We start from the raw sequence: 26,099 nt of genomic DNA, 5'->3' as shown, positions 1-26,099 counted from the left end.
CCTCAATCACGGCTGAGCAGCATGGCCACCACGACGGCGGTCAGGCTGAGCAGGACGACGCTCACGACCACGGTCGTGTGCAGGGCGTTGACGAAGGCCCAGCGGGCGGCGTCGAGCAGCGCGCCCCCGGCCGGGCCGCCCACCTCGTGGGCGACGTGGGCGGCGGCGGCCAGCGACTGCCTGGCCTGATCCATGCCGCCGTCGGACACGCCGGGCACGGACGGCAGGCCGGGGGCGTACACGATCGTGGTGATCGTGCCGAGCACGGCCACGCCCAGGCCGGCGCCCAGCTCGTACGCGGTCTCCTCGATGGCCGCGGCCCCGCCCGCCTGCGACTCGGGGGCGGCGGCCATGATCGTGTCGGAGGCGGCGAGCAGCGCCACCTGCACCCCGAACCCGATGCCCACGAAGCACACCGCGAGCATCACAGGATGACCCTCGACGCCCCAGGTCAGGGTGGGGGTCAGGGCGAGCGCGACGAGGGCCAGCCCGCCGCTCATGGTGGCCCGCATGCCGACCCTGGGCAGGATGTGGGCGGCGGCCAGCCCGCCGGTGACGGCCGACAGCACGAGCGGCAGCATCCGCAGGGCCGCGCGCACGGGGCTGTCGCCGAGGACGAGCTGCAGGTACTGGGCGAGCATGAGCTGCAGGCCGACCAGCGCGAACACGCCGAGCAGCACGCCCGCGACCCCGGTGGTGAACTCGCGCCGCCGGAACAGGCCGATCTCCAGGAACGGGGCGGGCAGCCGGGTCTGCCGGCGGACGAACGCCACCAGCAGCGCCACCCCGGCCAGGAACACCGCGATCGACGCCCAGAACGGCATCAGGCTGCCCGACCCCGCCTCCTTGAGCCCGAAGGCCAGCGCCAGGATGCCGGCCACGGACAGGACGGCGCTGACCGCGTCCCAGGGCCGGTCGCGGCGCCCGCGCGAGTCGGGCAGCAGGCGGATCGCGGCGGGCAGCAGCACCAGCAGGATGGGCACGTTGATGAGGAAGACCGCGCCCCACCAGATGCCGACGAGCACGCCGCCGACGAGCGGCCCGACCGCGGCGCCGGCCGCCGCGACGGCGCTCCAGACGCCGAGGGCGATGGCGCGCTCGCGCCGGTCGGTGAAGACCTGGCGGATCAGCGAGAGCGTGGCCGGCATGATCATCGCGCCGCCGACGCCGAGCAGCGCCCTGGCCAGCACCAGGGCCAGCGGGGTCTGGGCGCACGCGGCAGCCGCCGAGGCCAGGCCGAACAATACGTAGCCCCACAGGACCAGCCGCTTGCGGCCGTACTTGTCGCCGAGCGTGCCGAACACGATCAGCAGCGGCGCGACGACCAGCGAGTAGATGTCGATGATCCACAGCAGTTGCACCGCGGAGGGTTCGAGCGCGGCCGTGAGCGCGGGCACCGCGATGTGCAGCACCGTGGCGTCGACCGTGATCAGCAGCAGGCTCAGGCAGAGCAGCACCAGGATGGACCAGCGTCGATCCTGGGGGTCGCGGTCGGCAGTGCGGACGAAGGACGTGGCCTGTGTGACGGTCATGGGCCTCCTCGCAGGCCGATCCGCGTCACAGGGCCCGCTACTTACTGGTGGTCGGCGGCGGCGGAACCGCGGCTCGTCTCCTTTCGAGCTGCGCGGAGTGGTTCCGGCGCTCCCGGCTTGCGTGGCAGCTTAGGCCATGCCGGGGGGTTGTGATAGCGGTATCGGCCGATCCACGGTCACCGCACACCTCTCTAGAGAGATACAGCCATATGTCGGGATCTATCCATTAATCAGCTGCCCGCCGATCATGGGACTCGTGGGGACCGACGAAAGTGGCAGGAAACGCACCCCCTCCGACCGGTCCTCACGCGAATGGTGCGAGGAGGCCCTGACCAGGCTGGACGCCGGCCGTCCCGAATCCGCTCTGGACGCCGCCCGGCACGCCGCCGACCTCGACCCCGGCTCCGAGTGGGCGCACCGGCTGATCAGCCTGGCCCACGAGCGGCTGGGCCGCGACGCCGAGGCCCTGCCCGCCGCCGAGCGTGCCGTGGAGCTGGCCCGCGGCTCCTGGCAGGCCCGGCTGCGGCTGGCCGCGGTGCTGCGCCGCACGCCGGGACGCTGGGCCGAGGCGGTCGAGCAGGCCGGGCTGGCCAGGAAGTTCGCGCCCGAGCAGCCCGGGCCCGAGGTGATGCTGGGCGACCTCGCCCTGCTGCGCGGCGAGCACGCCCGCGCCGAGCGCTCCTATCTGGCCGCGCTCGCCGCCGACCCCGACGATCGGCAGGCCCGCGTGAACCTCGGCCTGGCCCTGCTGCGCTGGGAGCCGCCGCGCCGCCACCACGACCCCGCCTGGCCGATCGACCCGCGCGAGAGCGGCCGGGCCAGGCGCGCTTTGGAGATCTGGGCGCGCCAGGTGCGGCTGCTGCTCGCCGTGGCCACCCCGGCGATCGCCGCGTGCGCGCTGCTGCTCGGGCGAGGCACCGAGGCGCGGCTGGCCGGCTGGGGCGTGCTCCTGCTGCTCGTCCCGCTCACCCTGCGGCAGGCGCGGCGGGTCGGCCTATGGACGTACGTGGCGGCGATGCTCCGCCGCGACCCCTGGCTCGGCGTGTCGGTGGTGTCGGCGGTCCTGTCTGTGATCGCGTTCGCGGCGTGGCTGGTGCTCGGCGCGGTACGGGTGCCGTCCCTGCTCGACCCCGTGTGGGCCGGGCTCGCGGGCATCGTGGTGCTCGGCCGGCCGGCGCTGGCCGGCGTCCGGGCGCTGGCCGAGTCGTGGCGGGGGCGCCCGCTGCGGGCACTGGCCGTCACGGCTCCGGCGCGGGAGAGCGAGCGGGCCGCGCGGCGCAACGTCGGCGTGACGCTCTGGATCGTGCTCGGCCGGACGTGGTCGGTGCTGATGACGCTGGCGGCGGGGGCGCTGGCGGTGGAGCCGAGGGCGGCGGTGGCCGCGGTGGCGGTGCCGTTCCCGATGGTGCGCGGCTACCTGCGCGCCCGCCACCGGGGCGACCCGTGGCTGGCCGGCGCGACCTGGCTGGTCGTGGCGGCGGCGGTGGCCTGCGCGGCGGGCGGTCTCCTCGCAGGGACGCCGGGCGGGGCCTGGGCGTGGCGGGCCGGGCTCGGGGCGCTGGGGGCGGTGGCGCTCGTGTTCGCGGTGCGCGGGCTGCGCGCCTGGTGGCGGGGCGGGCCGGGCCCGTCGCGCTCGTCCCTGCTCATGTGCGACCTGCCCGTGGGCGCCGGACCGTCGGTCGCGCTGGAGCCCGAGGTGCGCCAGACCTTCTCGTACGCCCGCAGCATCGTCCTGTCCTACGGCGACGCCCTCGGCCCCCGGGTCGCCGGGGCGGTGGCGTCGGTGACGTCCTCGGGCGAGCTGCGCCTGATCGCCGAGACGGCGGCGTGGGAGGCGATCGAGGCCGATCCCCGGGTGGCGGTGTTCGCCACCGACCCGTTGCAGCGCCGGTTCTGGGTGGAGGTGCGCGGGATCGCCAGGGCCGACTCCGACGTGCTGCGGGTGACGCCCAAGGAGGTGCTGGTCGGCGAGTTCCCCGGCCGCCACCAGCGCCGCTAGCGTCCAGTGGCGCCCTGGGCGGCGCAAGCACTGCTGGCGCCCACCGCGCGCACGGGGTAGAACCTTGTTCTATGCGCATCCTCCGCACGCCCGGCGATCGCTTCGCGGACCTGCCCGGCTTCCCCTACGAGCCCCGCTACGCCGAGGTCGGTGACGGCCTGCGCATGGCGTACGTCGAGGACGGCCCCGAGGACGGCGAGCCGGTCGTGCTGCTGCACGGCGAGCCGAGCTGGTCCTTCCTCTACCGGCACGTCATGCCCGAGCTGGCCGCGGCGGGGCTGCGGGCGATCGCGGTGGATCTGATCGGTTTCGGCCGCTCCGACAAGCCCGCCGACCTGGCCGACCACTCCTACGCCCGGCACGTCGAGTGGACGCGCGCCCTGCTGCTCGACGCGCTCGGCCTGACCGGCATGACGGTCGTCGGCCAGGACTGGGGCGGGCTGATCGGGCTGCGGGTGGCCGCCGAGCACCCGGAGCGGGTGGCCAGGATCGTGGCCGCCAACACGGGCTTGCCGACGGGTGACATTCCCATGCCCGAGGTGTGGCACCGGTTCAGGGACGCCGTGCTGAAGGCGCCCGTCCTGGACATCGCCCGGCTGGTGCAGGCGGGCTGCCGCACCGAGCTGTCCAAGGACGTGCGGGCGGCCTACGACGCGCCCTTTCCCGACGAGTCGTACAAGGCGGGGCCGCGCGCCATGCCGGGGCTGGTGCCGATCACCCCCGACGACCCCGCCGCGCCCGCGAACCGCGCCGCCTGGCGGATCCTCACCGCACTCGACCGGCCCGTCCTGGTGGCGTTCTCCGACGGCGACCCGATCACCGGGGGCATGGCTCCCATCTTGCGCGAATCGCTGCGCGGCGCCGCCGGCCTGCGACATCCCGTGATCAAGGGCGCCGGGCACTTCCTCCAGGAGGACGCGGGGCCCGAGCTCGGCCGTCAGATAGCCCTTTTCGTGACCTCCACCTAGCGTGTCAGGACCGCCCAATAGTCGGTGCGGTGCGGTATAACCGGGGGCGGACCGGGGAGGCGTGATGCGTGAGTCCGACAGGGCCCAGGCCGCGGGGCGGGCCGCGGCGCGGGATCTGTTCGAGAAGGTTCGGCTGCGTTATTTCCAGATTCCCCCGGCCGTGCGCCGGGTGCTCTACGTGGTCGTCCTCGTGGGCACGATGGGCGTGGGCGCGGCACTGGGATGGGACCTGCTCCAGACCTTCCCCCTCGTGCTCCTGCTGCTCGCGTTCGTCGCGCTGACCATGCGCTACCCGAGGGCCGCCGCCACCGCGCTGGTCGTGGCGGGCTGGATGGCGCTGGCGGTGCAGGCGTTCGGGCGGCTGTTCCCCGACGGCGCCGCCACCGTGCACGTCATGGTCTTCCTCGCCCTGCCCGTCGCCGGGGCGGCCCACCTCATCCGCTGGGTGACGCCGTGGGTGACGACGCTGATGGCGCTCGTCCCCGCCGGCCTGCTCGCCGCCGCGCTCTCCCCCGTCTCCGACGCGGTCGCCGTGTGGGCGGCCTGCGCCGCCGCCGTGGCCGTCCTCGCCTACCGGTTCGTGCTGGCCAGGCAGGCCCGCGCGGCGAGCCTGGCCGCCGAGGAGCAGCAGGTACGCGTCCGGGTCCGCGAGGGCAGGCCCGAGGCGCCCCACGACAAGGCCGGCGCGCCGCCGCAGATCTCCGTCGAGCAGGCGCTGGCCGAGCTGGAGAGCATGATCGGGCTGGCCCCGGTCAAGGAGCAGGTGCGCTCGATCGCCGCCTCCATCGAGGCGTCCCGCCTGCGCGCCGAGGCGGGCTACACCGCCGAACGGCCCACCCGGCACTTCGTGTTCGTCGGCCCGCCCGGCACCGGCAAGACCACGGTCGCCCGCGCGCTGGCCAAGATCTTCTACGCGTTCGGCCTGCTGGAGACCCCTTACGTGGTGGAGGCGCAGCGGGCCGACCTGGTGGGCGAGTTCCTGGGCGCGACCGCGATCAAGACCAACGAGCTGGTCGACCGGGCGCTGGGCGGCGTGCTGTTCATCGACGAGGCGTACGGGCTGGTCAACTCCTCCGACGGGCAGCCCGACCGGTTCGGCGCCGAGGCCGTGCAGACGCTGCTCAAGCGGGCGGAAGACGACCGCGACCGGCTGATCATCATCCTGGCCGGCTACGAGCAGGAGATGGGCTCGTTCCTGACCAGCAACCCGGGGCTGGCCAGCAGGTTCGCCACGCGGGTGCGCTTTCCCGGCTACTCCCCCGCCGAGCTGGTCGAGGTCACCGAGCTGCTGCAGCGGCACCGGGGCGACCAGATGGACGACGCCACCAAGCGGGTGCTGCTCGGCCTCTACGACGACGTGCACCGCCGCGGCCTGCTCGACGAGCTGGGCAACGCCCGCTTCGCGCGCAGCCTGGTGGAGGCCGCCGCGCAGGCCCGCGACGTGCGGGTGGTGGGCGCCGGCGGCACGCCGACCACGCAAGACCTCGTCACCACGACCACGCCCGACGTGACCAAGGCGTTCGACGAGCTGACCGCCCGCTTCCGCGGCTACGTGGCCACGCCCACGCTGGAGGAGGCGCTGGCCGACCTCGACAGGATGGCCGGGCTGGCCCCGGTCAAGCGGCAGGTGCACGCGATCGCCGCGCAGCTCCAGGTGGCCAGGATGCGCCAGGAGCGCGGCCTGCCCACGCCGCCGCAGATGCGGCACTTCGTGTTCGTCGGCCCGCCCGGCACCGGCAAGACCACGGTCGCCCGCGTGCTGGGCCGCGTCTTCGCCGCGCTCGGCCTGCTGGCCAGGCCCGACGTGGTCGAGGCGCACCGGGCCGACCTCGTGGGCCAGCATCTCGGGGCGACCGCGATCAAGACCAACGAGCTGGTCGACCGGGCGCTGGGCGGCGTGCTGTTCATCGACGAGGCCTACAGCCTGGTCAACCCGGGCTACCAGGGCGGCGACGCGTTCGGCGCCGAGGCCGTGCAGACCCTGCTCAAGCGGGCCGAGGACGACCGCGACCGGCTCGTCATCGTGCTGGCCGGCTACGAGCGCGAGATGGACGCCTTCCTGGCCTCCAACCCCGGCCTGGCCAGCCGCTTCAACCAGCGCGTGGCCTTCCCCAGCTACTCGCCGGGCGAGCTGTCGCAGATCGCGGTGCTGCTGGCGGAGAAGTCGGGCGACTCCTTCGACGACGAGGCGCTGCGCCGGCTCGACGAGGTGTTCACCTGGGTCTGCGAAGACCGGCTGATCGACGGCCTAGGCAACGGCCGCTTCGCCAGGTCCCTGTTCGAGCGCGCGGCCATGCGCCGCGACGTGCGGCTGGCCGCCCACGCCGCGCGCGGCGGCTCCGCCAGCGCCGCCGACCTGACCACGATCACCAGCGAGGACGTCCGCACGGCGGTGGACGAACTCTCCGGACGCTGACCTTCTTCGCAACTCCCGTCTTCGTAACTTCCGTGCGGCGAGATGCTCGCATGGTGTAGCAATATGACTACGATAAGCCACGTCCAGTGGCTCGTCGGGTGCGTGCGGCGCGCGTAGGAGGGGGAGCGATGGCGGGGTTCCTGGCCCGCAGGCTGCTCAACTACGCCGTGCTCGTGGTCGTGGCCGCCAGCCTCGCCTACCTCGTGGCCGCCACCGCCCTCGACCCGCGCTCCAACTACGCCGACCGCACCCCGAAGCCGCCGCCCGCCGTCGTCGACGCCCAGCTCACCGTGCTCAACCTCAACGACAAGACCCCGCTGCTGCAGCGCTACGCCGTCTGGGCGGGCGGCGTGCTGCGCGGCGACTTCGGCAAGACGGTCGCGGGCGCGCCGGTCAACGACGACATCAAGCGCCGCATGGGCGTCACGTTCCGGCTGGTCATCCTGGGGCTGGTGTGCGGGAGCCTGCTGGGCGTGCTGGTGGGCGCGCTGGCGGCGGTGCGGCAGTACGGCTGGTTCGACCGGCTCTCCACCGGGCTGTCGTTCCTGGTGCTGGCGGTGCCGGTGGTCGTGCTGGCCAACATGCTGATCCTGGCCGGGGCGTGGGCCAACCAGCACGTGTTCGGCCGCCAGGTGCTGCTGGTCAGCGGCGAGTACAGCGCCGGCGTCGAGGGCCTGGGGAGCCAGGTGGTCGACCGGCTGCAACATCTGGTCCTGCCGACGATCTCGCTGTCGGTGGGGCTGATCGCGGTCTTCAGCCGCTACCAGCGCAACATGATGCTCGACGTGCTCGGCGCCGACTTCGTCCGCACGGCCAGGGCCAAGGGGCTGAGCAGGCGCCGGGCGCTGACCCGGCACGCGCTGCGCACCGCGATGATCCCGGTCGTCACCTACTTCGCGTTCACGTTCGGGGCGCTGCTGACCGGGGCCACGTTCACGGAGAAGATCTTCGGCTGGCACGGGCTGGGCGAGCAGCTGATCAACTCCATCTTCAGCAACGACGTCAACACGGTCGCCGCCATCTCGCTCCTGGCCGCCGTGTCCGTGCTGTGCGCCGCGCTGGCCGCCGACCTCCTGCACGCCGCGCTCGACCCCAGGGTGCGGGCATGACGCTCTCCGAGGAGGAGCTGGCGGAGGAGCTCGCCGACGGCACGCTGACCAGGCCGCCGTCCAGGGCGCGGATGGTGGCCGGGCGCTTCTTCCGCTCCACGCAGGGGCTGATCGGGTTCGCGGTGCTGGCGCTGATGTTCCTGCTGGCCTTCGTGGGGCCGCTGTTCAGCCCCTGGACGTACACCGACAAGGACTTCACCGCGTTCATGCAGCCGCCGTCGGCGCGCCACTGGTTCGGAACGCTCCAAACAGGCTCCGACGTGTTCGCCGTGACGTTGCGCGGCATGCAGAAGTCGCTGGTCGTGGGGCTGCTGGCGGCCCTGGTCTCCACGGCGCTGGCGGCGGTGGTGGGGGCGTTCGCCGGCTACTTCCTGGGCTGGACCGACCGGGTGCTGAGCTGGGTGACCGACCTGCTGCTCGTGCTGCCCGCGTTCCTGATCCTGGCGATCCTGTCGCCGCTGTTCGGGTCGGGCCAGTGGCCGCTGTTCGTCGTCATGCTGGCGTTGTTCCTGTGGATGGTCACCTCGAAGATCGTGCGCGGGATGGCGATCTCGGTGAAGGAGCGCGAGTTCGTCCAGGCCGCCCGCTACATGGGCGTGCCGCCGGTGCGCATCATCTTCCGCCACGTGATCCCCAACCTGTCGTCGCTGCTCATCGTCGACGCCACGCTGAACGTCAGCAGCGCGATCCTGACCGAGACGTCGCTGTCGTACTTCGGGTTCGGCATCCAGCCGCCCGACGTGTCGTTCGGCACGCTCATCGCCGACGGCTCCCTGACCGCCGTGTACGCGCCGTGGACGTTCTGGTTCGTGGCCGGGCTGCTGGTGGTCACCGTGCTGGCGGTCAACCTCGTCGGCGACGCGCTGCGCGACGCGTTCGACCCGTCCTCCGGGAAGGCGTGATGGACGAGCCGGTGCTGGAGGTCACCGACCTCACCGTGTCGTTCGGCGACGTGCGGGCCGTGCGCGGCGTGAGCTACGCCGTACGGCCCGGGGAGGTGCTGGGCATCGTCGGCGAGTCGGGCTCGGGCAAGTCCGTCACCTCGGCCGCCGTGATGGGGCTGCTGCCGCCCGGCGCGCGCGTCACCGGCTCGGTGCGGCTGCGCGGCAAGGAGCTGATCGGCGCCCCCGAACGAGCTCTCAACTCCTTCCGCGGCAAGTCCCTCTCGATGGTCTTCCAGGACCCGCTGTCGGCGCTCACCCCGGTCTACCGGGTGGGCGACCAGATCGCCGAGGCCGTGCGCGTGCACCAGCGGGTCGGCAAGGAGACGGCCCTGGTCAAGGCCATCGAGCTGCTGGAGCTCGTCGGCATCCCGCGGCCGGCCGAGCGGGCGCTGGCCTTCCCGCACGAGTTCTCCGGCGGCATGCGGCAGCGCGTGGTCATCGCCATGGCCATCGCCAACGACCCCGACGTGATCATCTGCGACGAGCCCACCACGGCGCTCGACGTCACCATCCAGGCGCAGATCCTCGAGGTGCTCAAGCGGGCGCAGGCCAAGACCGGCGCCGCCATCATCATGATCACCCACGATCTCGGGGTGGTGGCCGGGTTCGCCGACCGGGTGCTGGTCATGTACGCGGGGCGGCCCGTCGAGGTGGGCGGCGTGGACGACATCTACTACCGCAGCCGCATGCCGTACACGGCGGGGCTGCTCGGCTCCGTGCCGCGCGTCGACCGGCGCGGGCGGCAGCCGCTGACGCCCATCGAGGGCAACCCGCCCTCGCCCGCCGCGCTGCCGCCCGGCTGCCCGTTCGCGCCGCGCTGCCCGATGCACGTCAGCGCGTGCGACGAGGAGGAGCCGCCGCTGTTCGAGGTCGGGCCGGAGCACCGGGCGGCGTGCATCCGGTGGCAGGAGGTGCATCCGCGCGGGCCGGGCCGGCACGCGGCGCCGTCCGACGGGCCGCGGCTGCGGGCGCGCGGCGAGCGGAGCGTGCTGGAGGTGCACCAGCTCGTCAAGGACTATCCGCTGCTCAAGGGCGCGGTGTTCAAGCGCCGCATCGGCACCGTGCACGCCGTGGCCCGGGTCAGCTTCGACCTGCGGCAGGGCGAGACGCTGGGGCTGGTCGGCGAGTCCGGCAGCGGCAAGACGACCGCGCTGACGCAGATCCTCGAGCTGGCCGCGCCCCAGGAGGGCCGCATCGTGGTGCTCGGGCACGACACCGCCCGGCTGAGCCGGGCCGAGCGCACCGAGATCCGGCGCGACATGCAGGTCGTCTTCCAGGATCCGCTGGCCTCGCTCGACCCGCGCATGACCGTGCACGACATCCTGGCCGAGCCGCTGCGCACGCACGGGCGGCCCGACTCGGGGCGGCGCGTGCGCGAGCTGCTGGCCCTGGTCGGCCTCGACCCCGCGCACGCCGCCCGCTACCCGCAAGACTTCTCGGGCGGCCAGCGGCAGCGCATCGCCATCGCCAGGGCACTGGCGCTGGAGCCCCGGCTGCTCGTGCTCGACGAGCCGGTCTCCGCGCTCGACGTGTCGATCCAGGCCGGCGTGATCAACCTGCTCGACTCGCTCAAGGCGCGGCTCGGGCTGTCCTACCTGTTCGTGGCGCACGACCTGGCCGTGGTGCGCTACATCGCCGACCGGGTAGCGGTGATGTATCTCGGCAGGATCGCCGAGATCGGCCACGTCGACGCCGTCTACGACCATCCCGCCCATCCGTACACCCAGGCGCTGCTGTCGGCGATCCCGCTGCCCGATCCCGAACGCGAGCGTTCCCGGGAGCGGATCCTGCTCGAAGGCGACCTGCCCAGCCCGGCCAACCCTCCGACGGGCTGTCGATTCCGCACCAGGTGCCCCAAGTTCCGCACGGAGCTCACCGGCGAGGAGCGCGAGCTCTGCGTCGGCGTCGAGCCCGAGGTGCGGCCGGTGGGCGAGGACCAAGGTGCGGCCTGCCATTACGCAGACAGACGCGGAGTCGGATAGACCTCGCTCGACCAGGAGGAAGTTCGCGCGATGAAAGCACCATCACGTCTGGCCGTGACCGTCGCCGTGGCGGCCCCGCTGCTGCTGTCCGGCTGCGGCACGGAGCACGGAGGCGGTCCGGGCGTCCAGGACAGCGCCGGGGACGAGCGGACGATCAAGGCGTCCGACATCAACCCGCAGCCGCGCGAGAAGGTCAAGGACGGCGGGACGCTGCGCTGGGGCATCAACGAGTTCCCCACCCAGTGGAACCGCAACCACGTCGACGGCAACCTCGCGATGGCCGCCGTGATCAGCAACGCGTTGCTGCCCTCGCCGTTCACCTCCGACGAGAAGGCGGACATCTCGGTCGACACCGACTACGTGCTCGACGCCAAGGTCACCGAGCAGCGGCCCAAGCAGGTGGTGACGTACACGCTGAACCCGAAGGCCCGATGGTCCGACGGCAAGCCGATCACCTGGGCCGACTACCAGGCGCAGTGGCAGGCGCTGAGCGGGCGCGACCCGGCCTTCCACATCGTCTCCTCCACCGGCTACCAGGACATCGAGAAGGTGGCGCGGGGCAAGGACGACCACGAGGTGGTGGTGACCTTCCGCCGGCCGTTCGGTGACTGGCAGGCGCTGTTCGGGCCGCTGCTGCCGGCCGACACCAACCGCAGCGCGCAGGCGTTCAACAACGCGTGGGTGAACCGGATCCCGGTGACGGCGGGGCCGTTCAAGTTCGGCGGGTTCGACCAGACGGCCAAGACCATCACGATCGTGCGGGACGACGCGTGGTGGGGGGCCCGCGCCAAGCTGGACAAGATCATCTATCGGGCGTCGGAGCAGGACTCCCTGATCGGGGCGTTCAGCAACGGCGAGCTCGACCTCATCGACGTCGGCACCTCCGCGCCCAACTACGCGCGGGCCAAGGCCACCGCGGGCGCCCAGGTGCGTCAGGCGGCCGGCCCCGACTTCCGGCATTTCACCTTCAACGGCGCGAGCCCGCTGCTGCGCGACCGCAACGTCAGGCAGGCCATCCAGCTCGGCATCAACCGCCAGGCGATCGCGCAGTCGGACCTCCAGGGGCTCGACTGGCCGATCGCGCTGCTGAACAACCACTTCTTCATGAACACCCAGGAGGGCTACCAGGACAACGCCGGGGCGCTCGGCGCCTACGACCCGGCCAAGGCCAAGCAGCTGCTCGACGCGGCCGGATGGAAGCTGAACGGGTCGGTCAGGTACAAGGACGGCAAGCCTCTCGACCTGCGCTTCGTGGTGCCGTCGGGGGTGCAGATCAGCAAGGCGGAGGGCGAGCTGGCGCAGAGCATGCTCGCCCAGATCGGCGTCAAGGTCACGATCAAGGCCGTGCCGAGCGACGACTTCTTCACCAAGTACGTCATCCCCGGCAACTTCGACATCACCCCGTTCGCCTACATCGGCACGCCCTTCCCGGTCTCCAGCAGCTACGGCATCTACGCCAACGCCGCGGGCGGCCAGAGCTGGAACGCGAACTTCGGGCGTACCGGATCGGCGGACATCGACGCGGCGATGAGCAGGGCCGCGCAGAGCCTCGACCCCGTGCGGGCCCGCACCGCCACCAACGCCGCCGACCGGCTCATCTGGGAAGAGGTGAACGTGCTGCCGCTCTACCAGCGGCCGCAGATGGTGGCCGTGCGGCAGGAGCTGGCGAACGTCGGGGCGCGCGGCTTCGACGACCTCCGGTACGAGGACATCGGTTTCACGGACTGAAGCTGTCCGCGATGGCGTGTAGAAAGGGGCCCGTGAAAGTGACGTGGTCCCAGATCCTCGCCTGGCGGTTGAGCAGGCAGTTCGTGAGCGCGGCCGACGGTGCCGGCGCGGTGGCGGTGGCGCGCCGGTTGTGCGGCGTGCAGGCGCAGGTCGCCTCGTCGGCCCGGCTCGCGGTCGCGGTCAGGAGCGCCCGGCCCGACCCGGCCGAGGTGGACGAGGCGCTGTGGGCCGGCCGCACGCTGGTCAAGACGTGGCTGATGCGCGGCGGCACCCTGCATCTGGTGCCGTCGGACCAGCTCGCCGACTACTGCTCGGCGCTGAGCACGCTGCGTTTCTGGGAGAAGGGCTCGTGGCAGCGCGGGCACGGCGTCACCGCCGCCGAGATCGCGGCGATCATGGAGATGGTGCCGGCCGCGCTCGGCGACCGGGCGCTGACCAGGGAAGAGCTGGTCGACGCCGTGGTGGCGGGCACCGGTGACGAGCACCTGCGCGTGCCGCTGACCTCCGGCTGGGGCGCGCTGCTCAAGCCGCTGAGCCGGCTGGGGGAGCTGTGCTACGGGCCGCCGCGCGAGGGGAAGGTGACGTTCACCACGCCGCGCTCCTGGGTGCCGGGCTGGCCCGGAGAGCTGCCGCCGCCGGAGGAGGCGGGGGTGCGCCTGGTGCGGGCGTTCCTGGGGGCGCACGGGCCGGCCACGCCCGAGATGTTCGACGGGTGGCTGTTCGGCGGGGTGGCGCGCAAGGCGGTGCTCAAGGGCTGGTTCAGGGAGCTGGCTCCGGAGCTGACGGAGGTGGAGACCGACGACGGCACCACGCTGCTCGCGCTGACCGAGCACCTCGACTCCCTGATGGCTGCCGAGCCGTCGGCCGAGGTGCACCTGCTGCCCGGTTTCGACCAGTACATCCTGGGCGCGCCGCGCGACCTCGCCCCGCTGCTGCCGCCCGAGCTCAAGGCCAAGGTGAGCCGGCAGGCCGGCTGGATCTCGCCCGTGGTCGTGCACGAGGGCCGGGTCGCCGGGGTCTGGGAGGCCAAGGGCGGCGACGTCGTGCTCGACGTCGCCGCCTCCGTGCCGCAGGCGCCGCTCGACCGGGCGGTGGCGCGCATGCGTGAGCTGCTGGACGCGTTCAGCGCCTAGCTTCTTGACGGGCCGGGCCTCAGGTGGAGGCGCCGGCCATGACGCGGTCGCCTTAGGTCGAGGTGCCCGCCATGACGCGGTCGCCTCAGGTCGAGGTGCCCGCCATGACGCGGTCGACGATGCCCTTGTTGCCCTTCTCGCGCGCGCAGTGGGCGCAGCAGTACCAGTGCTCGCCCGACTGCACGCCGTGCCCGATGACCTTGGTGCCGCAGTGCTCGCAGATGGGCGCCATGGCCTCGATCGCGCACTGGAAGCAGTCGAAGGTGTGCACCGCTCCCTGCGCGTGCACCTCGAACGCCATGTCGTAGTCGTTGCCACAGGTCTCGCAGACAGCCATGGTGATCCCCTTTCCGCCGGGGGGATACCCGGTTCCGTGGTGTCTTTGTCCCAAGGCACCACCATATTCAGCCCGCCCGCCCCCGTCACGAGCGCGGGGCGACGGCGCGGGCGAGCAGGGGAAGCCCCAGCAGGCCCAGCGCCGCCAGGGCAGCGGGCAGACCGATCCACCCGCTCAGCCCCGCCACCAGCAGCGGGCTCACCACGAACCCCGTGTACGAGATCGTGGACACCCCCCACACCATCGTCCCGCTGGGATCGTCGGCGGCGGCCCGGCTGAGCAGCGCCGGCACCAGCGGCCCGAGCGCCAGCCCGGTCAGCCCGAACCCCGCCAGCGAGGCCGCCGCTCCCCGCCGAGCCCGGCCAGGGCGATGCCGGCGCCGCCGCCCGCCCCGGCCACCGCGTACAGCGCCTTGAGCGGCAGCCGGGGCAGCGCCTGCGCGACCAGCCGGCCCGCCGTCAGCGCCGCCATGTAGATCGCGGGCGCGGCGCTGGCGACCAGCGGCGTGGCGTCGCGGTGCTCCTCCAGCAGCAGGACCGACCACTGCTCCACGGAGTTCTCGATGATCAGGACGCAGGCGGCCAGCATGCCCAGCACGACCGCCGCGCCCCACAGCCGCCGCCCGTCGTCGCCGTCGCTCTGCTCCGGCAGGCCGCGGCCCAGGGGCAACGCCACCAGGGTGAGCGAGGTGGCCGCCACGATCGCGGCGATGATCAGCAGGACGGTGGCCGCGCCGAGCCCGTACGAGCGGGCCAGCCCGGTCAGGGGGGCCGCGGCGATGACCGCGACCGGGAAGGCGGCGTGGACCGGCTGGAAGAGGCGGCGGCCCGTCTCGCGTTCGGCGCGGCCGGTGGCCAGGTTCAGCGCGATGTCGAGGGCGCCGCTGGCGGCGCCGACCAGCAGCAGGGCCAGCGCGAGCTGCCAGGCGTCACTGGCCAGCCCGATGCCGGCCACGGCGAACGCGAACAGGATCATGGTCACCGCCAGCGCGGCCCGCTCGCGCCCTCTGGCCAGCCGCCCGGTGAGCGCCATCGCCGGCAGGGCGCCCACCGGTACGGCGCTGAGCGCCAGCCCGAGGTCCCCGGCCGTGATGCCGAGCCCCGCCTTGACGGCGGGCAGCAGGGCCGACCACGACCCCCAGAAAACGCCCCAGGCCGCACAGACCGCGATCAACGGCATCTACCAGTACTCCTTGAAATTTCGGTCAGGACACAGTAAAGATCAGCCTTGCCCAAATACCCCTTCGAAGGGAAGCTCGTGCTCATCCGTTCGGTCATCGCGGCCAGCCTGGTAGCCGCAGGAATCGCCGCCGTCCCGTCCTCCGCGTACGCCGCCACCGCCGCGTACAGCCCCGAGCGCGTCTGCGGCAAGGGCTTCCACCGCGTCAAGGACGGCTACCGCGCGATGACGACGCGCGACGGCGCCGTTTTCGGACACGTATACCTCATGTACAACAAGCGCGCCGGGAAGAACTGCGTCGCCGCGATCAAGACCGCCTACACGGGCACGCGCACGGTCACCGGCGCCTACCTGGAGGTCAAGGGCGGCGGCCGCAGCGAGGACGAGCAGCGCTACCAGTACTACGCCGAGACCGGCCACGTCGACGGCGCGTGGAAGTGCGTGCGGTACGCGGGCTGGACCCGCGACCCCGACAACCGCGTCACGGCCTGGGGCGGGCGCAAGAGCTTCGGCAACTGCGGCGGCTGATCGGGGGTAGGGATCCCCTGGACGAACCTTTTTTCGCCGTGGCTGTCACATCCGGGCGGGCTGTCCCGTCCCTGGTGATGACTACGCAATCACGGAGGTTCTCATGACCCAGCGGATCAATGTCGCCCAGCAGGTGCCCCAGGCCTTCCACCACTTCCTTGCCGTGGAGAAGCTGCTGCACGAGAGCGAGCTGCCCACCAGCACGCTCGAGCTGGTCAAGCTGCGGGCCAGCCAGATCAACGGCTGCGCCTACTGCGTGGACATGCACAGCCGCGACATGAAGAAGGCAGGCGAGAGCGACGAGCGGCTCTGGATGGTGGCGGCGTGGCGCGAGGCCACGGTGTTCACCCCCGAGGAGCGGGCCGCGCTGGCCCTGACGGAGGAGGCCTGCCGGCTGGCGGACCGCGAGGCCGTGCCGGACGCGGTGTGGCAGCAGGCGGCCGAGCACTACAGCGACAAGCAGCTCGGCCTGCTCATCGTGGCGCTCGCCATGATCAATGCCTGGAACCGGATCAACGTCATCGCACGGACGACGCCCGGTCAGTGACGGCGGGCACCGGCTCATTCCGTAGAAATCCATTGAGCGGGCGGGCCGGCCCGGATTAGGTTGGCGCGCATGGCGGGGGGAAAGGATCCGTCATGCCGCCGCCAAACGGCGCGGCGCACGATCGGGAGAAGGAGAGCGGACGCGCTTCGGAAGGGGGAGACCATGAAACGCGTCAGGATCGCCAAACCCGCTGTGAAGCGGCGTCCCTGGACGACGGAGCTGGACCTGAGATCGCCGGCGGGCCGACGGCTCCCCTATTGACCTGCTCCTTACACCGAACTTACGGGGGTATCGGTAGATAACAGAGGTAACAAGAACATCACGGGGGGCTCACGATGAAGAGGCTTGTGGTGGTGCCGCCACACGTTGCGAGGCACAAGGTCCGCGACATCCGCTCGGCCGGCCGCCGCAAGCCCCCCGCTGATCCCAAGGTGGTCCATCTGCACGCCTACACGGGCAAGAATGTCATCCGCTTCCCCGGTGGGCCCGCGCCGGCCGCCTGATCAGCCGTACAGGCGCTGGGCGTAGGTCTCGCCGTAGTAGCTTTCGAGCTGTTCGAGGCTTTCCTCCACCTTCTGCACGTCCTTGACGAGCCTGGCGTGCGACGGCAGGGTGTCGGCGCCCCACGAGTCGGGCTTCCACAGGGACGAGCGCAGGAACGCCTTGGCGCAGTGGAAGAAGATCTGCTCGATCTCGACGACGAGGGCGAGGTGCGGGCGGTGGCCCTTCACGATCATCTCGTCAAAGAACGGCGCCTCGCGGACGAGCCGGGCCCGGCCGTTGATGCGCAGGGTCTCGTTCCTGCGGGGAATCAAGAAGATCAACCCCACGTGCGGATTTTTCAGGATATTGAGGAAGCCGTCCGCCCGGCGGTTCCCCGGGCGGTCCGGGATCGCGATCGTGGTGTCGTCGATGACGTGCACGAACCCGGCCGGGTCGCCCTTGGGCGAGACGTCGCAGTTTCCGGCCTCGTCCGAGGTGGCGATCAGACAGAACGGCGAGGCCGCCAGCCACTCGCGGTCACGCTCGTGCAGCCGCTGCCTCTCCTTGGTCGCGGCCCTCGGCATGACCTCGCCGAGCAGCTCGCGCAGCTCCGCCTCCGACCCGATCTCGGCCCAGCTCATGTGATCTCCCTTCGGGGGTAACACCCCATTTTGTCAGGGAATCGGGTCGAGCATCCGGTGTGGTGTCCGGAGGGCGAGACTGACCTGGTCCTGTCGCGTGTCGCCGGCCAGGCCGGGCCCCGGGCGCATCTCGACCTCGTCGAGCGTCACGAGCCCGCCGCAGGTCCGGCAGTACGACGTGGGCTCCAGCCGGCCGCCGCAGGTCACGTGGTGGAACAGGCGGTGCGGGCCGCGCGTGGACAGGTGCCGCTCGCCCCATTGGGCCAGCGCCAGCACGGGCAGCCAGAGCTCCTGCCCCACGGGGGTCACCACGTACTCGTCGCGGGGCGGCGTCTCCTGGTAGCGGCGGCGTTCGAGCACCCCCGCCTCCACCAGCGTGGACAGCCGCTGGGACAGCACCGCCTTCGGGATGTCGAGGTGGGCCTGGAAGTCGCCGAAGCGGCGCACGCCGTACAGGGCGTCGCGGACGATGAGCAGCGTCCAGCGCTCGCCGATCACCTCCAGCGCGCTGGCCAGGGCGCAGCTCTGGCCGTCGTAGTTCTTGCCGAGTGCCATACCCGCCATGTTAGTTCATTCACCGAACCGTGTTAGTCTGCGCCGCATGAGTTCAATGACCGAACCGACTGTGCGGCCGGGAACGCTCGCCGTCGCCTCGTCGGCGCCGCTGCTCGTCCTGACCAACTTCACGCTGCCGATGGCGACGCTCCCGCAGACCGCCGCCTCGCTCGGGGCCGGGCCGACCGGGCCGGTGTGGATCCTGGGCTCGATCGCGCTGGGCCTGTCGTCGTTGCTGCTGGTGGCCGGCGGGCTGGCCGACGACTACGGGCGCCGGCGGGTGCTCGTGACGGGCGCCGCGGTCATGGCCGCCGCCGAAGTGGTCTCCGCGCTCAGCCCGAACGTGCCGGTGTTCGTGCTGGCCAGGCTCGTGCAGGGCGGGGCCGGCGCGGCCGTGCTGGCCGCCAGCCTCGGCATCGTCGGGCACACCTACCCGGCCGGGCCCGACCGGGTCCGGGCCACCGCCCGGTACGGGGCCATGATCGGGCTGGGCACGGCCGTCGGGCCGCTGCTGTCCGGAGCGCTGGCCGGGGTGGCGAGCTGGCGGTCCGCGTACTGGCTGATGGCGGCCGGCGCGCTGGCACTGGCGGCCGCGTCCGCGCGGACGCTGGAGGAGTCGCGCTCCGAGCTGCCGCGCCGGTTCGACGTGCCCGGCGTGGTGCTGCTCACCCTGGGGGTCGCCGCGCTGGTCGCCGGCGTGACCGAGGGGCGGGCCGGATGGTCGCGGCCGGTCGTGCTGGTGGCCTTCGCGCTGGCCGTGGTGCTGGTGGGAGCGTTCGTGGCCGTCGAGCGGCGGCGGGCCGAGCCGCTGCTGGACCTGGAGCTGTTCCGGCGGCCGGTCTTCCTCGTGGCGACCGGCGGGGCGCTGGTCGTCGGGGCGGCGGTCGTAGGGCTGCTCGGCTACCTGCCCACCGTGCTGCAGACCGCGCACGGGCTGACGCCGCTGGACACGGCGCTGCTGTTCTGCGTCTGGTCGGGGCTGTCGTTCGTGGCCTCGCTGCTCGGCGGGCTCGTCCCCCTGCGGGCCGCGGGACGGCTGGCGCTCGGACTCGGGCTGACCGCGGCCGGGTTCGCCGGGCTGCTGGGCGTGGGCGCCTCCCTGTCGCTGCCGCTGATTGTCGGCGGGCTGGCGGTGAGCGGGGTCGGGTCCGGGCTGATCAACTCCTCGATCACCCACCTGGCGATCGAGAGCGTGCCCGCGCACCGGGTGAGCATGGGCTCAGGGGCCAACAACACGGCCCGGTACATCGGGTCGTCCCTGGGGGCGGCCGGGATCGCGGCGGTCGTCGGCGGCCTCGGGCCCGCCCAGGGGGCGGCGGTCGCGGTGGGCGCGTGCGTGCTGCTGACCGCCGTCACGGCCCTGGCCGCCCTGCTCGTCCGCGCCTGAGACCGCCGGCGGCGGGCGGCGCGGGTCATCGCGTTCTCTTGAGCCTTCCCTTGAGCCTTCACCAGCGGCGGGCGCGGGCCATCGCGCCGAGCAGCGCGTCGCGCTCCATGACGAAGCTGCGCGGCTCCACGCCCTGCCGCTCGGCCCGCAGGTGCAGCAGGGTCAGCTCCGTCGCCGCCTGCTGGTAGTCGCTCATGGCCCGGCCGAGCCCCACTCCCCTGGCCCACTTGCGGGCCGCCTTGCGGGCCGACAGCGTGGTGAGCATCCGCACGTCCGTGTCGTTGATCAAACCCGTCTGCTGGTACGCCGGCAGGTAGTACCCCATCCTGGCGACGAGCTGGCGGCGCTCGACGACGGTCACCACGATGATCAGGATCAGCGCCGCCATGATGACCAGGTACGCCGCACCCAGCCACTCCAGCGAGCCCGTGGTGGCCGCGCCGTTCCAGAGCCCGTGCAGGAAGACCGCGGCCACGTAGCCGAGCGGCACGGCGGCGTACCTGGCGACGTTGCCGCGGGTGAGCGCATAGGCGACGCCCAGTCCGAACATGGAGGTGTAGATCGGGTGGCCCAGCGGGTCGATCAGCCCGCGCAGCACGAAGAGCTGCACCGCCGCCCCGGCGCCGTCCTCGCCGAACGCCAGCAGGTAGTAGCCGACGTTCTCCACGGCGGCGAAGCCCAGGCCGGCCATGGACGCGTACACGATGCCGTCGGTCAGCCCGTCGATCTCGGCGCGCCGGCGCAGGAGCAGCAGCAGCGCGGAGCCCTTGAGCGCCTCCTCCACCAGCGGCGCGATCACGACGGTGCCGATGTTCTCCACGGCGGTGGAGGTGTAGCCGGCCCGGGCGAAGAACTCCTGGCCGACGAGCGTCAGCGCGATGCCGGCCACGATCGCCACGCCCGCGCCCCACGCGAAGGCGAACGCGAGGTTCAGCTTCGGCTCGGGCTCCAGCCTGTCGAGCGAGAGCACCGCCGCCAGCAGCACCGGCAGCGGCGCCAGGGCCAGCAGCGCCGACAGGCCGAACCCGATGGGACCACCGGACAGCAGCATGACGACCAGCACGATCAGCGCGAGGACGCCCGAGACGACGAGCCCGATGAGCAGGGCCTTGCTGGGGCGCTGGGCGAGCGGGGGAGCAGTCATGGTGATGCCTCTCTTCCCGTTGGGTTCGCCCACTATGCGCGCCGCGCATCTACAGGCGCTTAACGGTCACTTGATTCGCGGTAGTACGGATCCGCCACGACGGGCTCACCGTCCGTGTACGAATACACCTCCCGGCCCGAGATGAACACCCTCAGGGCGCGGCTCATGACGTCCAGCGGGTCGCCCGACCAGATGACGACGTCGCCGTCGAGGCCCGGCCGCAGCGCGCCCACCCGGTCGTCGAGGCCCATGATGCGGGCCGGGTTGACGGTGATCGAGCGCAGCGCGGCGGCCGGGTCGAGCCCTTCCTTGACCGCCAGAGTGGCCTGGTGCACCAGGAAGTGGATGGGCACCACCGGGTGGTCGGTGGTGATCGCCAGCTCGACGCCCGCCCGGTCGAGGATGCCCGGGTTGCGCAGCGAGCGGTGGCGCAGCTCGACCTTCGAGCGGCTGGTGAACAGCGGGCCGATGATGACCGGCACGTTCCGCTCGGCGAGGGTGTCGGCCAGCAGGTGGCCCTCGGTGCCGTGGTTGATCACCAGGCGGTAGCCGAACTCGCCGGCCAGCCGCAGCGCGGTGGCGATGTCGTCGGCCCGGTGGGTGTGCTGGCACCAGGGCAGCTCGCCGTCCAGCACGCGCACCAGGATCTCCAGCGTGCCGTCGCGGTCGAACGGCTTGCCCTCCTGCTCGGCGGCGGCCCTGCGCGCCTTGTAGTCCTGGGCCTTCATGAACGCGTCCCTGATCACCGCGGCCACGCCCTGCCTCGTGCTGGGCAGCTTCTTCTGGTCGCCGTAGACGCGCTTGGGGTTCTCGCCGAGCGCGCTCTTCACGCTCACCGGCTCCTTGACCAGCATCTCGTCCACCGACCGGCCCCAGCACTTGATCGCGACGGTCTGGCCGCCGATCGGGTTGCCGGAGCCCGGCTTGATCACCGCCGTCGTGACGCCGCCGGACAGCGCGTCGCCGAAGGCCAGGTCGGCCGGGTTGATGGCGTCCAGCGCGCGCAGGCGGGCGCCGTTCGGGTCGGTCATCTCATTGGTGTCCTGGCCGGCCCAGCCCTCCGCCTCCTCGTGCACGCCCAAGTGGCCGTGGGCCTCCACGAAGCCCGGCAGCACCCACGCGCCGGCGGCGTCCACGACCCGGGTGCCCTCCGGCACGGCCACGTCCCGGCCGACCGCGGCGATCTTCCCGTCCTGGATGAGGACGGTTCCGCCGTCGATGGGGTCGCCGTCGACGGGCACGACATATCCGCTGGTAATCGCAAGATTCATGGCTTGTAACCTATCGCGGGTGGGTAGGGGGGCCGGATGATCGCAGATCTCTACCGCCGTTGGTTGCTGGAGCTCTGGAACGGCGACTTCGCGCTGGCGTACGAGCTGGTCACCCCCGACTTCGCCGGGCACTGGCCGGGCATGGAGGTGTCGGGGCCCGAGGGGCTGGCCGAGGCGCTGCGTCAGGGGCACGCGCCGTTCGACGACGTGAAGGTCACACTCGACGTGGGGCCGATCGTGGACGGGGACCTGGTGTCGGCCCGGTGGACGTTCGCGGGTGCGTACCGGGGCGGGCTGCCCGGGGCGACGGCCGCTCCCGGCACCAGGATCGCGTTCAGCGGGCACGACATCCTGCGGGTCCGGGAGGGGAGGTTCGCCGAGTACTGGGTGATCTCGGACGTCCAGGCACTCAACCGCCAGCTCGGTATAGGGTGATATTTCCCGATTTAGAGGCTGGTGCATGGCGGAGAACTACGGCGCGGAGCCGGCCCCTCAGTCGCTCAGCGACGAGGAGCTGTCCGGCCTGCTGGCCGAGCAGCGCTTCGGCGCGCTCGCCACGATCAAGGAGAACGGCCGCCCCCACCTGTCCACCGTCCGATACGCCTGGGACGCGCGCCACCGCGTGGCCCGCATCTCCACCATCGCCGGCCGGCTCAAGGTCCGCCAGCTCCAGAAGGATCCCCGGTGCTCGCTGTACGTGGCGGGCGACGACTTCCGCGCCTTCGCCATCGCCGAGGGCGAGGCCGAGCTGTCGCCCGTCAGCCTGGAGGCTGGGGATGAGGTGGGACTGGAACTGCTCGCCATGCAACCGCCGTTCGCGGGGGCGGAGGAGGAGATGGCGTTCTTGCGGCAGGTGGTGGAGGACCGACGCCTGGTGATCCGCCTCCGCGTTTCCCGCCTATCCGGAACATCCCTACCCATCACCTAACCGCCCACCCCCGCACGACGCACCGCCCGCACGCCACTCCGGCCGCCCGGCCAACTCCGCCCGCCCCGGCCCCTGTGGGTTGCGCGCCACGGACCAGCTCCGTAGCGCTCGGCTCCCGTCGCACCCCGCGCTACGACCGCCCGCTTCGGCGGCCTGGCCGACGCCGCCCCCTCGCCCCCGCCGCGCACACCCCCCCTCCGCGCTGCCCTGTGCGGCGCACCGGCCGCCACCAGCCACCGCACCCACGCTGCTGCGGCCGCTCGGCCGACTCAGCCCCGCCCCTCGGCGAGCCGCGTGCCACCCGCCAGCCGGCTCCCGGGGCGCCTCGCTCCGCCCCCGCCCGCTATCGACCGCACCTTCCTCCGGCCGCCCTGCCGCCATCGACCGCACGCCCGCTCCGGCGGCCTGGCCGATGCCGCCTCCCTGTGCCCCGCACCGCTCCCGTGGGCACCGCACCACCACGCCGGTCGGCCCGTCCCGGTGCGCGGCTTCGGCCGCAGGTGCGTGTCGTGCTGTCGCACCACACGCCGCCACCCTCGCGCAGGCCCTTGTCAGGTGGGCGGTGCGGGCTTACGATCCGGCTAATTGTTAGGAAACTTTCTTTAATGAGAGGTCTCCGACGTGCGCCGATTAGCCACCCCCCTGATCGCCGTCCTCGTGATCATCGCCCTGTGCGGCCTCCCCGCCCAGGCGGCCACCCGCCTCGTCGCCACGTTCTCGCTGTCCGGCACCACCGGCACGTTCGTGGTGAGCAACCCGGGCACGACCGCCGTGACCGGCTGGTCGATCGTCTTCGAGCTCCCCGCCGGCGTCACCGCGTCCAGCCCGCAGCACGCCACCATCAGGCAGAGCGGCACGAAAGTGACCCTCACCCCGGCCTACTACATCGCCACCCTCCAGCCGGGCAGAACCACGGACCCGTACAGCCCCAAGGTCACGCTCAGCTCCCCCGCCCAGCCGGTGAGCTGCCTCATCGACGGGGCCAACTGCGACGGCAGCGGCGGCGACCCGCCCGCCAAGCCCCCGGTCACCGCCACGTACGACGTGAGCGGCAGCGCGGCGAAGTTCGTGGTGGCCAACAACGGCACGACGGCGCTCAGCGGTTGGACGATCGTGTTCGACCTGCCGGCCGGGGTCACGGCGAGCAACGCCCAGCACGCCTCCCTCAGCCAGAGCGGCCGTACGGTGACGCTGACGCCCGCGCACTACAACACGACCGTGAACGCGGGCGCGACCACCGAGCCGTACAGCCCGTCCTTCACCGTCAGCACCGCGGGCGCCGAGCCGACGAGCTGCCGGATCAACGACGTGAACTGCGACGGCAGCCCGGACGCGCCGCCGGGCGCGCCCGGGAACCTGCGCTCGCCCGCCAGGACGACAAAGACGGTCACGCTGGCCTGGGACGGCGCCACCCCGGGCAGCCTGCCGATCACCGGGTACGAGGTCTACCAGGGCTCCTCGCTCGCCGCCTCCGTCACCGGCACCACGGCCATCGTCCCGGGCCTGTCGCCCTCGACCGCGTACACGTTCACGGTGAAGGCCAAGGACCGTAGGGGCACGCTGTCACCGGCGTCCGCGCCGCTGGCGGTCACCACCCGCAATCCGGCCGACGACACGCAGCCGCCGACCGCGCCCGGTGACGTGCGCAGCACGGCACGGACGTCGTCCAGCATCACGCTGACCTGGTCGGCCTCCTCCGACAATTCCGGCATCGCCAGCTATGACGTTTTCATCGGCTCTTCGGTGGCGATGACCGTCTCCGGCACCACGGCCGTCGTCTCGGGGCTCGTGCCTTCGACCGAGTACGCGTTCACCGTGCGGGCCCGCGACCTGTACGACAACCTCTCGCCGGCCAGTGCCGTGGTGAAGGCGGCCACGGCCGACATCGTCGAGACCGGCTACGCCCGCGTCGGATATTTCGTGCAATGGGGCATCTACGGCCGCCAGTACTTCGTCCGCAACCTCGACACCACCGGCGCGGCGGCCAAGCTCACCCACATCAACTACGCGTTCGCCAACATCGACCCGCAGAACCTCACCTGCCTGCAAGGCGTCACGAAGGGCACCACCACCGACCCGCAGGACCCGAACCAGGGCGACGGCGCGGGCGACGCGGAGGCCGACTACGGCCGGCCGTTCAGCGCCGCGCAGTCGGTGGACGGCGTGGCCGACACCGGCTGGGAGAAGCTGCGCGGCAACTTCAACCAGCTCAGGAAGCTCAAGGCCAAGCACCCGCACCTGAAGGTGCTGATCTCGCTCGGCGGCTGAACGTACTCCAAGTACTTCTCGGACATGGCGGCCACGGACGCGTCCCGCAAGAAGTTCGTGGCGTCGTGCATCGACCTCTACATCAAGGGCAACCTGCCCGCCTATAACGGCGCGGGCGGTCCCGGCACGGCGGCGGGCATCTTCGACGGCATCGACCTCGACTGGGAGTGGCCTGGTGCCGAGGGGCACGCGGGCAACCACGTCAGCCCGGCCGACAAGGCGAACAACACGCTGCTGATCGCCGAGTTCCGCCGCCAGCTCGACGCGCTGACGGCGACGACGGGCAAGCGGTACCAGCTCACGGCGTTCACGCCAGCCGATCCGGCCAAGATCGCCGCCGGCTGGGACCTCCCCGAAGTCACGAAATATCTGGACATCTTTAATGTCCAGGGATACGACTTCCACGGCGCCGGCAGCGACAACTCCTGGGAGCCCAACCGCACCGGCCACCAGGGCAACCTCCACCTCGACACCGACAGCCCGTACAACCCGGACTTCAGCGTCGAACGCGCCGTGGACGTCTACCTCCAGGCCGGCGTCCACCCCCGCAAGATCACGATCGGCCTGGCGTACTACGGCCGCGGCTGGCAGCGGGTCGCCGACGGCGGCAGGTACGGCGAATGGCAGGCCGCCGGCGGCGCCGCCCCCGGCCAGTTCCAGGAGGAGGCCGGCACCCGCGGCTACACGAACCTGCTGGCCATGGTGCCCGGCTGCACGGTTCGGCACGACGAGCAGGCAGTGGCCACGTACTGCTTCACCGGGGACGGCGGGCAGTGGTGGACGTTCGACGACACCTGGTCGATCGGCAAGAAGACGGCCTGGCTGCGCAGCAAGGGGCTGCTCGGGGCGATGATCTGGGAGATGTCCGGCGATTCCGGCACCCTGACCAGCGCCCTCGACGTGGGCCTGCGCTGACCCTCGGACGCGCCGGGGCGGGCCTCTTCCGCACGCGACCCCCCGCCCCGGCCGCTTCCCCACGCAACCCGCCCCGGCCACCTCCTCACGCAACCTCACGCGACC

Annotated in this window: 21 protein-coding genes and 1 pseudogene; 14 read left to right on the top strand and 8 right to left on the bottom strand. The window is 72.2% G+C overall.

All coding sequences use genetic code 11. The features are described 5' to 3' along the window. Window positions 1-2: 2 nt before the first annotated feature. Entirely contained in the window at window positions 3-1,532 is a 1,530-nt protein-coding gene (locus KIS93_RS14070) for an MFS transporter (RefSeq protein ID WP_080046291.1), read from the bottom strand. 247 nt (window positions 1,533-1,779) lie between these two features. On the opposite strand from KIS93_RS14070, the gene KIS93_RS14065 reads away from it, so the two are divergent. The 8 genes from KIS93_RS14065 (at window position 1,780) to KIS93_RS14030 (ending at window position 13,811) form a co-directional block, all read left to right on the top strand. Next, window positions 1,780-3,531 carry a hypothetical protein gene (locus tag KIS93_RS14065; RefSeq protein ID WP_155129411.1) on the top strand — a complete coding sequence of 584 codons (1,752 nt, stop codon included), beginning with the start codon at window positions 1,780-1,782 and terminating at the stop codon, window positions 3,529-3,531. Between the two features lie 71 nt (window positions 3,532-3,602). Beyond that, window positions 3,603-4,499: a haloalkane dehalogenase gene (locus KIS93_RS14060; RefSeq protein WP_080046290.1), complete on the top strand. Its 897-nt coding sequence runs from the start codon at window positions 3,603-3,605 to the stop codon at window positions 4,497-4,499. A gap of 64 nt (window positions 4,500-4,563) precedes the next feature. Further along, on the top strand, window positions 4,564-6,915 hold the full coding sequence (locus KIS93_RS14055; protein WP_155129408.1) for an AAA family ATPase: 2,352 nt from the start codon (window positions 4,564-4,566) through the stop codon (window positions 6,913-6,915). A gap of 128 nt (window positions 6,916-7,043) precedes the next feature. After that, window positions 7,044-8,024, top strand: coding sequence for an ABC transporter permease (locus KIS93_RS14050; protein WP_080046289.1), 981 nt, complete (start codon window positions 7,044-7,046; stop codon window positions 8,022-8,024). Further along, window positions 8,021-8,926 (top strand): ABC transporter permease, encoded by a 906-nt coding sequence (locus KIS93_RS14045; protein ID WP_080046288.1) that lies wholly within the window; start codon window positions 8,021-8,023, stop codon window positions 8,924-8,926. Before KIS93_RS14050 ends, KIS93_RS14045 begins: the two co-directional genes overlap by 4 nt. Further along, the gene (locus tag KIS93_RS14040; protein WP_080046287.1) at window positions 8,926-10,950 is read left to right on the top strand and encodes a dipeptide ABC transporter ATP-binding protein; all 2,025 of its coding nucleotides are present in this window, start codon (window positions 8,926-8,928) and stop codon (window positions 10,948-10,950) included. The genes KIS93_RS14045 and KIS93_RS14040 overlap by 1 nt, the downstream gene beginning before the upstream one ends. Window positions 10,951-10,980: 30 nt before the next feature. Further along, the gene (locus tag KIS93_RS14035; RefSeq protein WP_186404220.1) at window positions 10,981-12,678 is read left to right on the top strand and encodes an ABC transporter family substrate-binding protein; all 1,698 of its coding nucleotides are present in this window, start codon (window positions 10,981-10,983) and stop codon (window positions 12,676-12,678) included. A gap of 32 nt (window positions 12,679-12,710) precedes the next feature. Beyond that, window positions 12,711-13,811 (top strand): winged helix DNA-binding domain-containing protein, encoded by a 1,101-nt coding sequence (locus tag KIS93_RS14030; RefSeq protein ID WP_230465901.1) that lies wholly within the window; start codon window positions 12,711-12,713, stop codon window positions 13,809-13,811. A gap of 85 nt (window positions 13,812-13,896) precedes the next feature. Here KIS93_RS14030 and KIS93_RS14025 read toward each other — a convergent pair whose 3' ends face one another. The 3 genes from KIS93_RS14025 to KIS93_RS14015 form a co-directional block, all read right to left on the bottom strand. Next, window positions 13,897-14,148 carry a hypothetical protein gene (locus KIS93_RS14025; protein WP_080046285.1) on the bottom strand — a complete coding sequence of 84 codons (252 nt, stop codon included), beginning with the start codon at window positions 14,146-14,148 and terminating at the stop codon, window positions 13,897-13,899. 85 nt (window positions 14,149-14,233) lie between these two features. After that, entirely contained in the window at window positions 14,234-14,440 is a 207-nt protein-coding gene (locus KIS93_RS14020; RefSeq protein WP_186404219.1) for a hypothetical protein, read from the bottom strand. Between the two features lie 23 nt (window positions 14,441-14,463). Beyond that, window positions 14,464-15,327, bottom strand: coding sequence for an MFS transporter (locus tag KIS93_RS14015; protein WP_186404218.1), 864 nt, complete (start codon window positions 15,325-15,327; stop codon window positions 14,464-14,466). 78 nt (window positions 15,328-15,405) lie between these two features. Between KIS93_RS14015 and KIS93_RS14010 the strand changes: the two genes are divergently transcribed. Both KIS93_RS14010 and KIS93_RS14005 read left to right on the top strand, forming a co-directional pair. After that, the gene (locus KIS93_RS14010) at window positions 15,406-15,855 is read left to right on the top strand and encodes a hypothetical protein (RefSeq protein WP_155129405.1); all 450 of its coding nucleotides are present in this window, start codon (window positions 15,406-15,408) and stop codon (window positions 15,853-15,855) included. Window positions 15,856-15,958: 103 nt separating this feature from the next. Then, complete coding sequence (locus KIS93_RS14005) at window positions 15,959-16,402, top strand: carboxymuconolactone decarboxylase family protein (protein WP_080046282.1); 444 nt, start codon at window positions 15,959-15,961, stop codon at window positions 16,400-16,402. 503 nt (window positions 16,403-16,905) lie between these two features. On the opposite strand, the gene KIS93_RS14000 is transcribed toward KIS93_RS14005, so the two are convergent. Next, on the bottom strand, window positions 16,906-17,526 hold the full coding sequence (locus KIS93_RS14000; protein ID WP_080046281.1) for a pyridoxamine 5'-phosphate oxidase family protein: 621 nt from the start codon (window positions 17,524-17,526) through the stop codon (window positions 16,906-16,908). 33 nt (window positions 17,527-17,559) lie between these two features. Then, entirely contained in the window at window positions 17,560-18,081 is a 522-nt protein-coding gene (locus KIS93_RS13995) for a winged helix-turn-helix transcriptional regulator (RefSeq protein ID WP_080046280.1), read from the bottom strand. Window positions 18,082-18,136: 55 nt separating this feature from the next. Here KIS93_RS13995 and KIS93_RS13990 point away from each other — a divergent pair, with 55 nt between their 5' ends. Then, window positions 18,137-19,468 (top strand): MFS transporter, encoded by a 1,332-nt coding sequence (locus KIS93_RS13990; protein WP_186404217.1) that lies wholly within the window; start codon window positions 18,137-18,139, stop codon window positions 19,466-19,468. Window positions 19,469-19,526: 58 nt separating this feature from the next. On the opposite strand, the gene KIS93_RS13985 is transcribed toward KIS93_RS13990, so the two are convergent. Further along, window positions 19,527-20,612 carry a PrsW family intramembrane metalloprotease gene (locus KIS93_RS13985; protein ID WP_080046278.1) on the bottom strand — a complete coding sequence of 362 codons (1,086 nt, stop codon included), beginning with the start codon at window positions 20,610-20,612 and terminating at the stop codon, window positions 19,527-19,529. Window positions 20,613-20,671: 59 nt separating this feature from the next. Next, window positions 20,672-21,883 carry an amidohydrolase gene (locus KIS93_RS13980; RefSeq protein WP_080046277.1) on the bottom strand — a complete coding sequence of 404 codons (1,212 nt, stop codon included), beginning with the start codon at window positions 21,881-21,883 and terminating at the stop codon, window positions 20,672-20,674. A gap of 36 nt (window positions 21,884-21,919) precedes the next feature. On the opposite strand from KIS93_RS13980, the gene KIS93_RS13975 reads away from it, so the two are divergent. From KIS93_RS13975 to KIS93_RS65125, 3 genes and pseudogenes are all read left to right on the top strand, one after another. After that, window positions 21,920-22,318, top strand: coding sequence for an ester cyclase (locus KIS93_RS13975; protein ID WP_080046276.1), 399 nt, complete (start codon window positions 21,920-21,922; stop codon window positions 22,316-22,318). Between the two features lie 25 nt (window positions 22,319-22,343). Beyond that, window positions 22,344-22,811 (top strand): TIGR03618 family F420-dependent PPOX class oxidoreductase, encoded by a 468-nt coding sequence (locus KIS93_RS13970; RefSeq protein ID WP_080046275.1) that lies wholly within the window; start codon window positions 22,344-22,346, stop codon window positions 22,809-22,811. Between the two features lie 621 nt (window positions 22,812-23,432). Further along, window positions 23,433-25,994 (top strand): annotated as a pseudogene (locus tag KIS93_RS65125) (glycosyl hydrolase family 18 protein). Window positions 25,995-26,099 lie beyond the last annotated feature (105 nt).

This window comes from [Actinomadura] parvosata subsp. kistnae, from assembly GCF_900323885.1.
Taxonomy (GTDB): Bacteria; Actinomycetota; Actinomycetes; order Streptosporangiales; family Streptosporangiaceae; genus Nonomuraea; species Nonomuraea composti.
The sequence above is the reverse complement of the archived record's forward strand: the minus strand, read 5'-3'. Positions and strand labels throughout refer to the sequence as shown.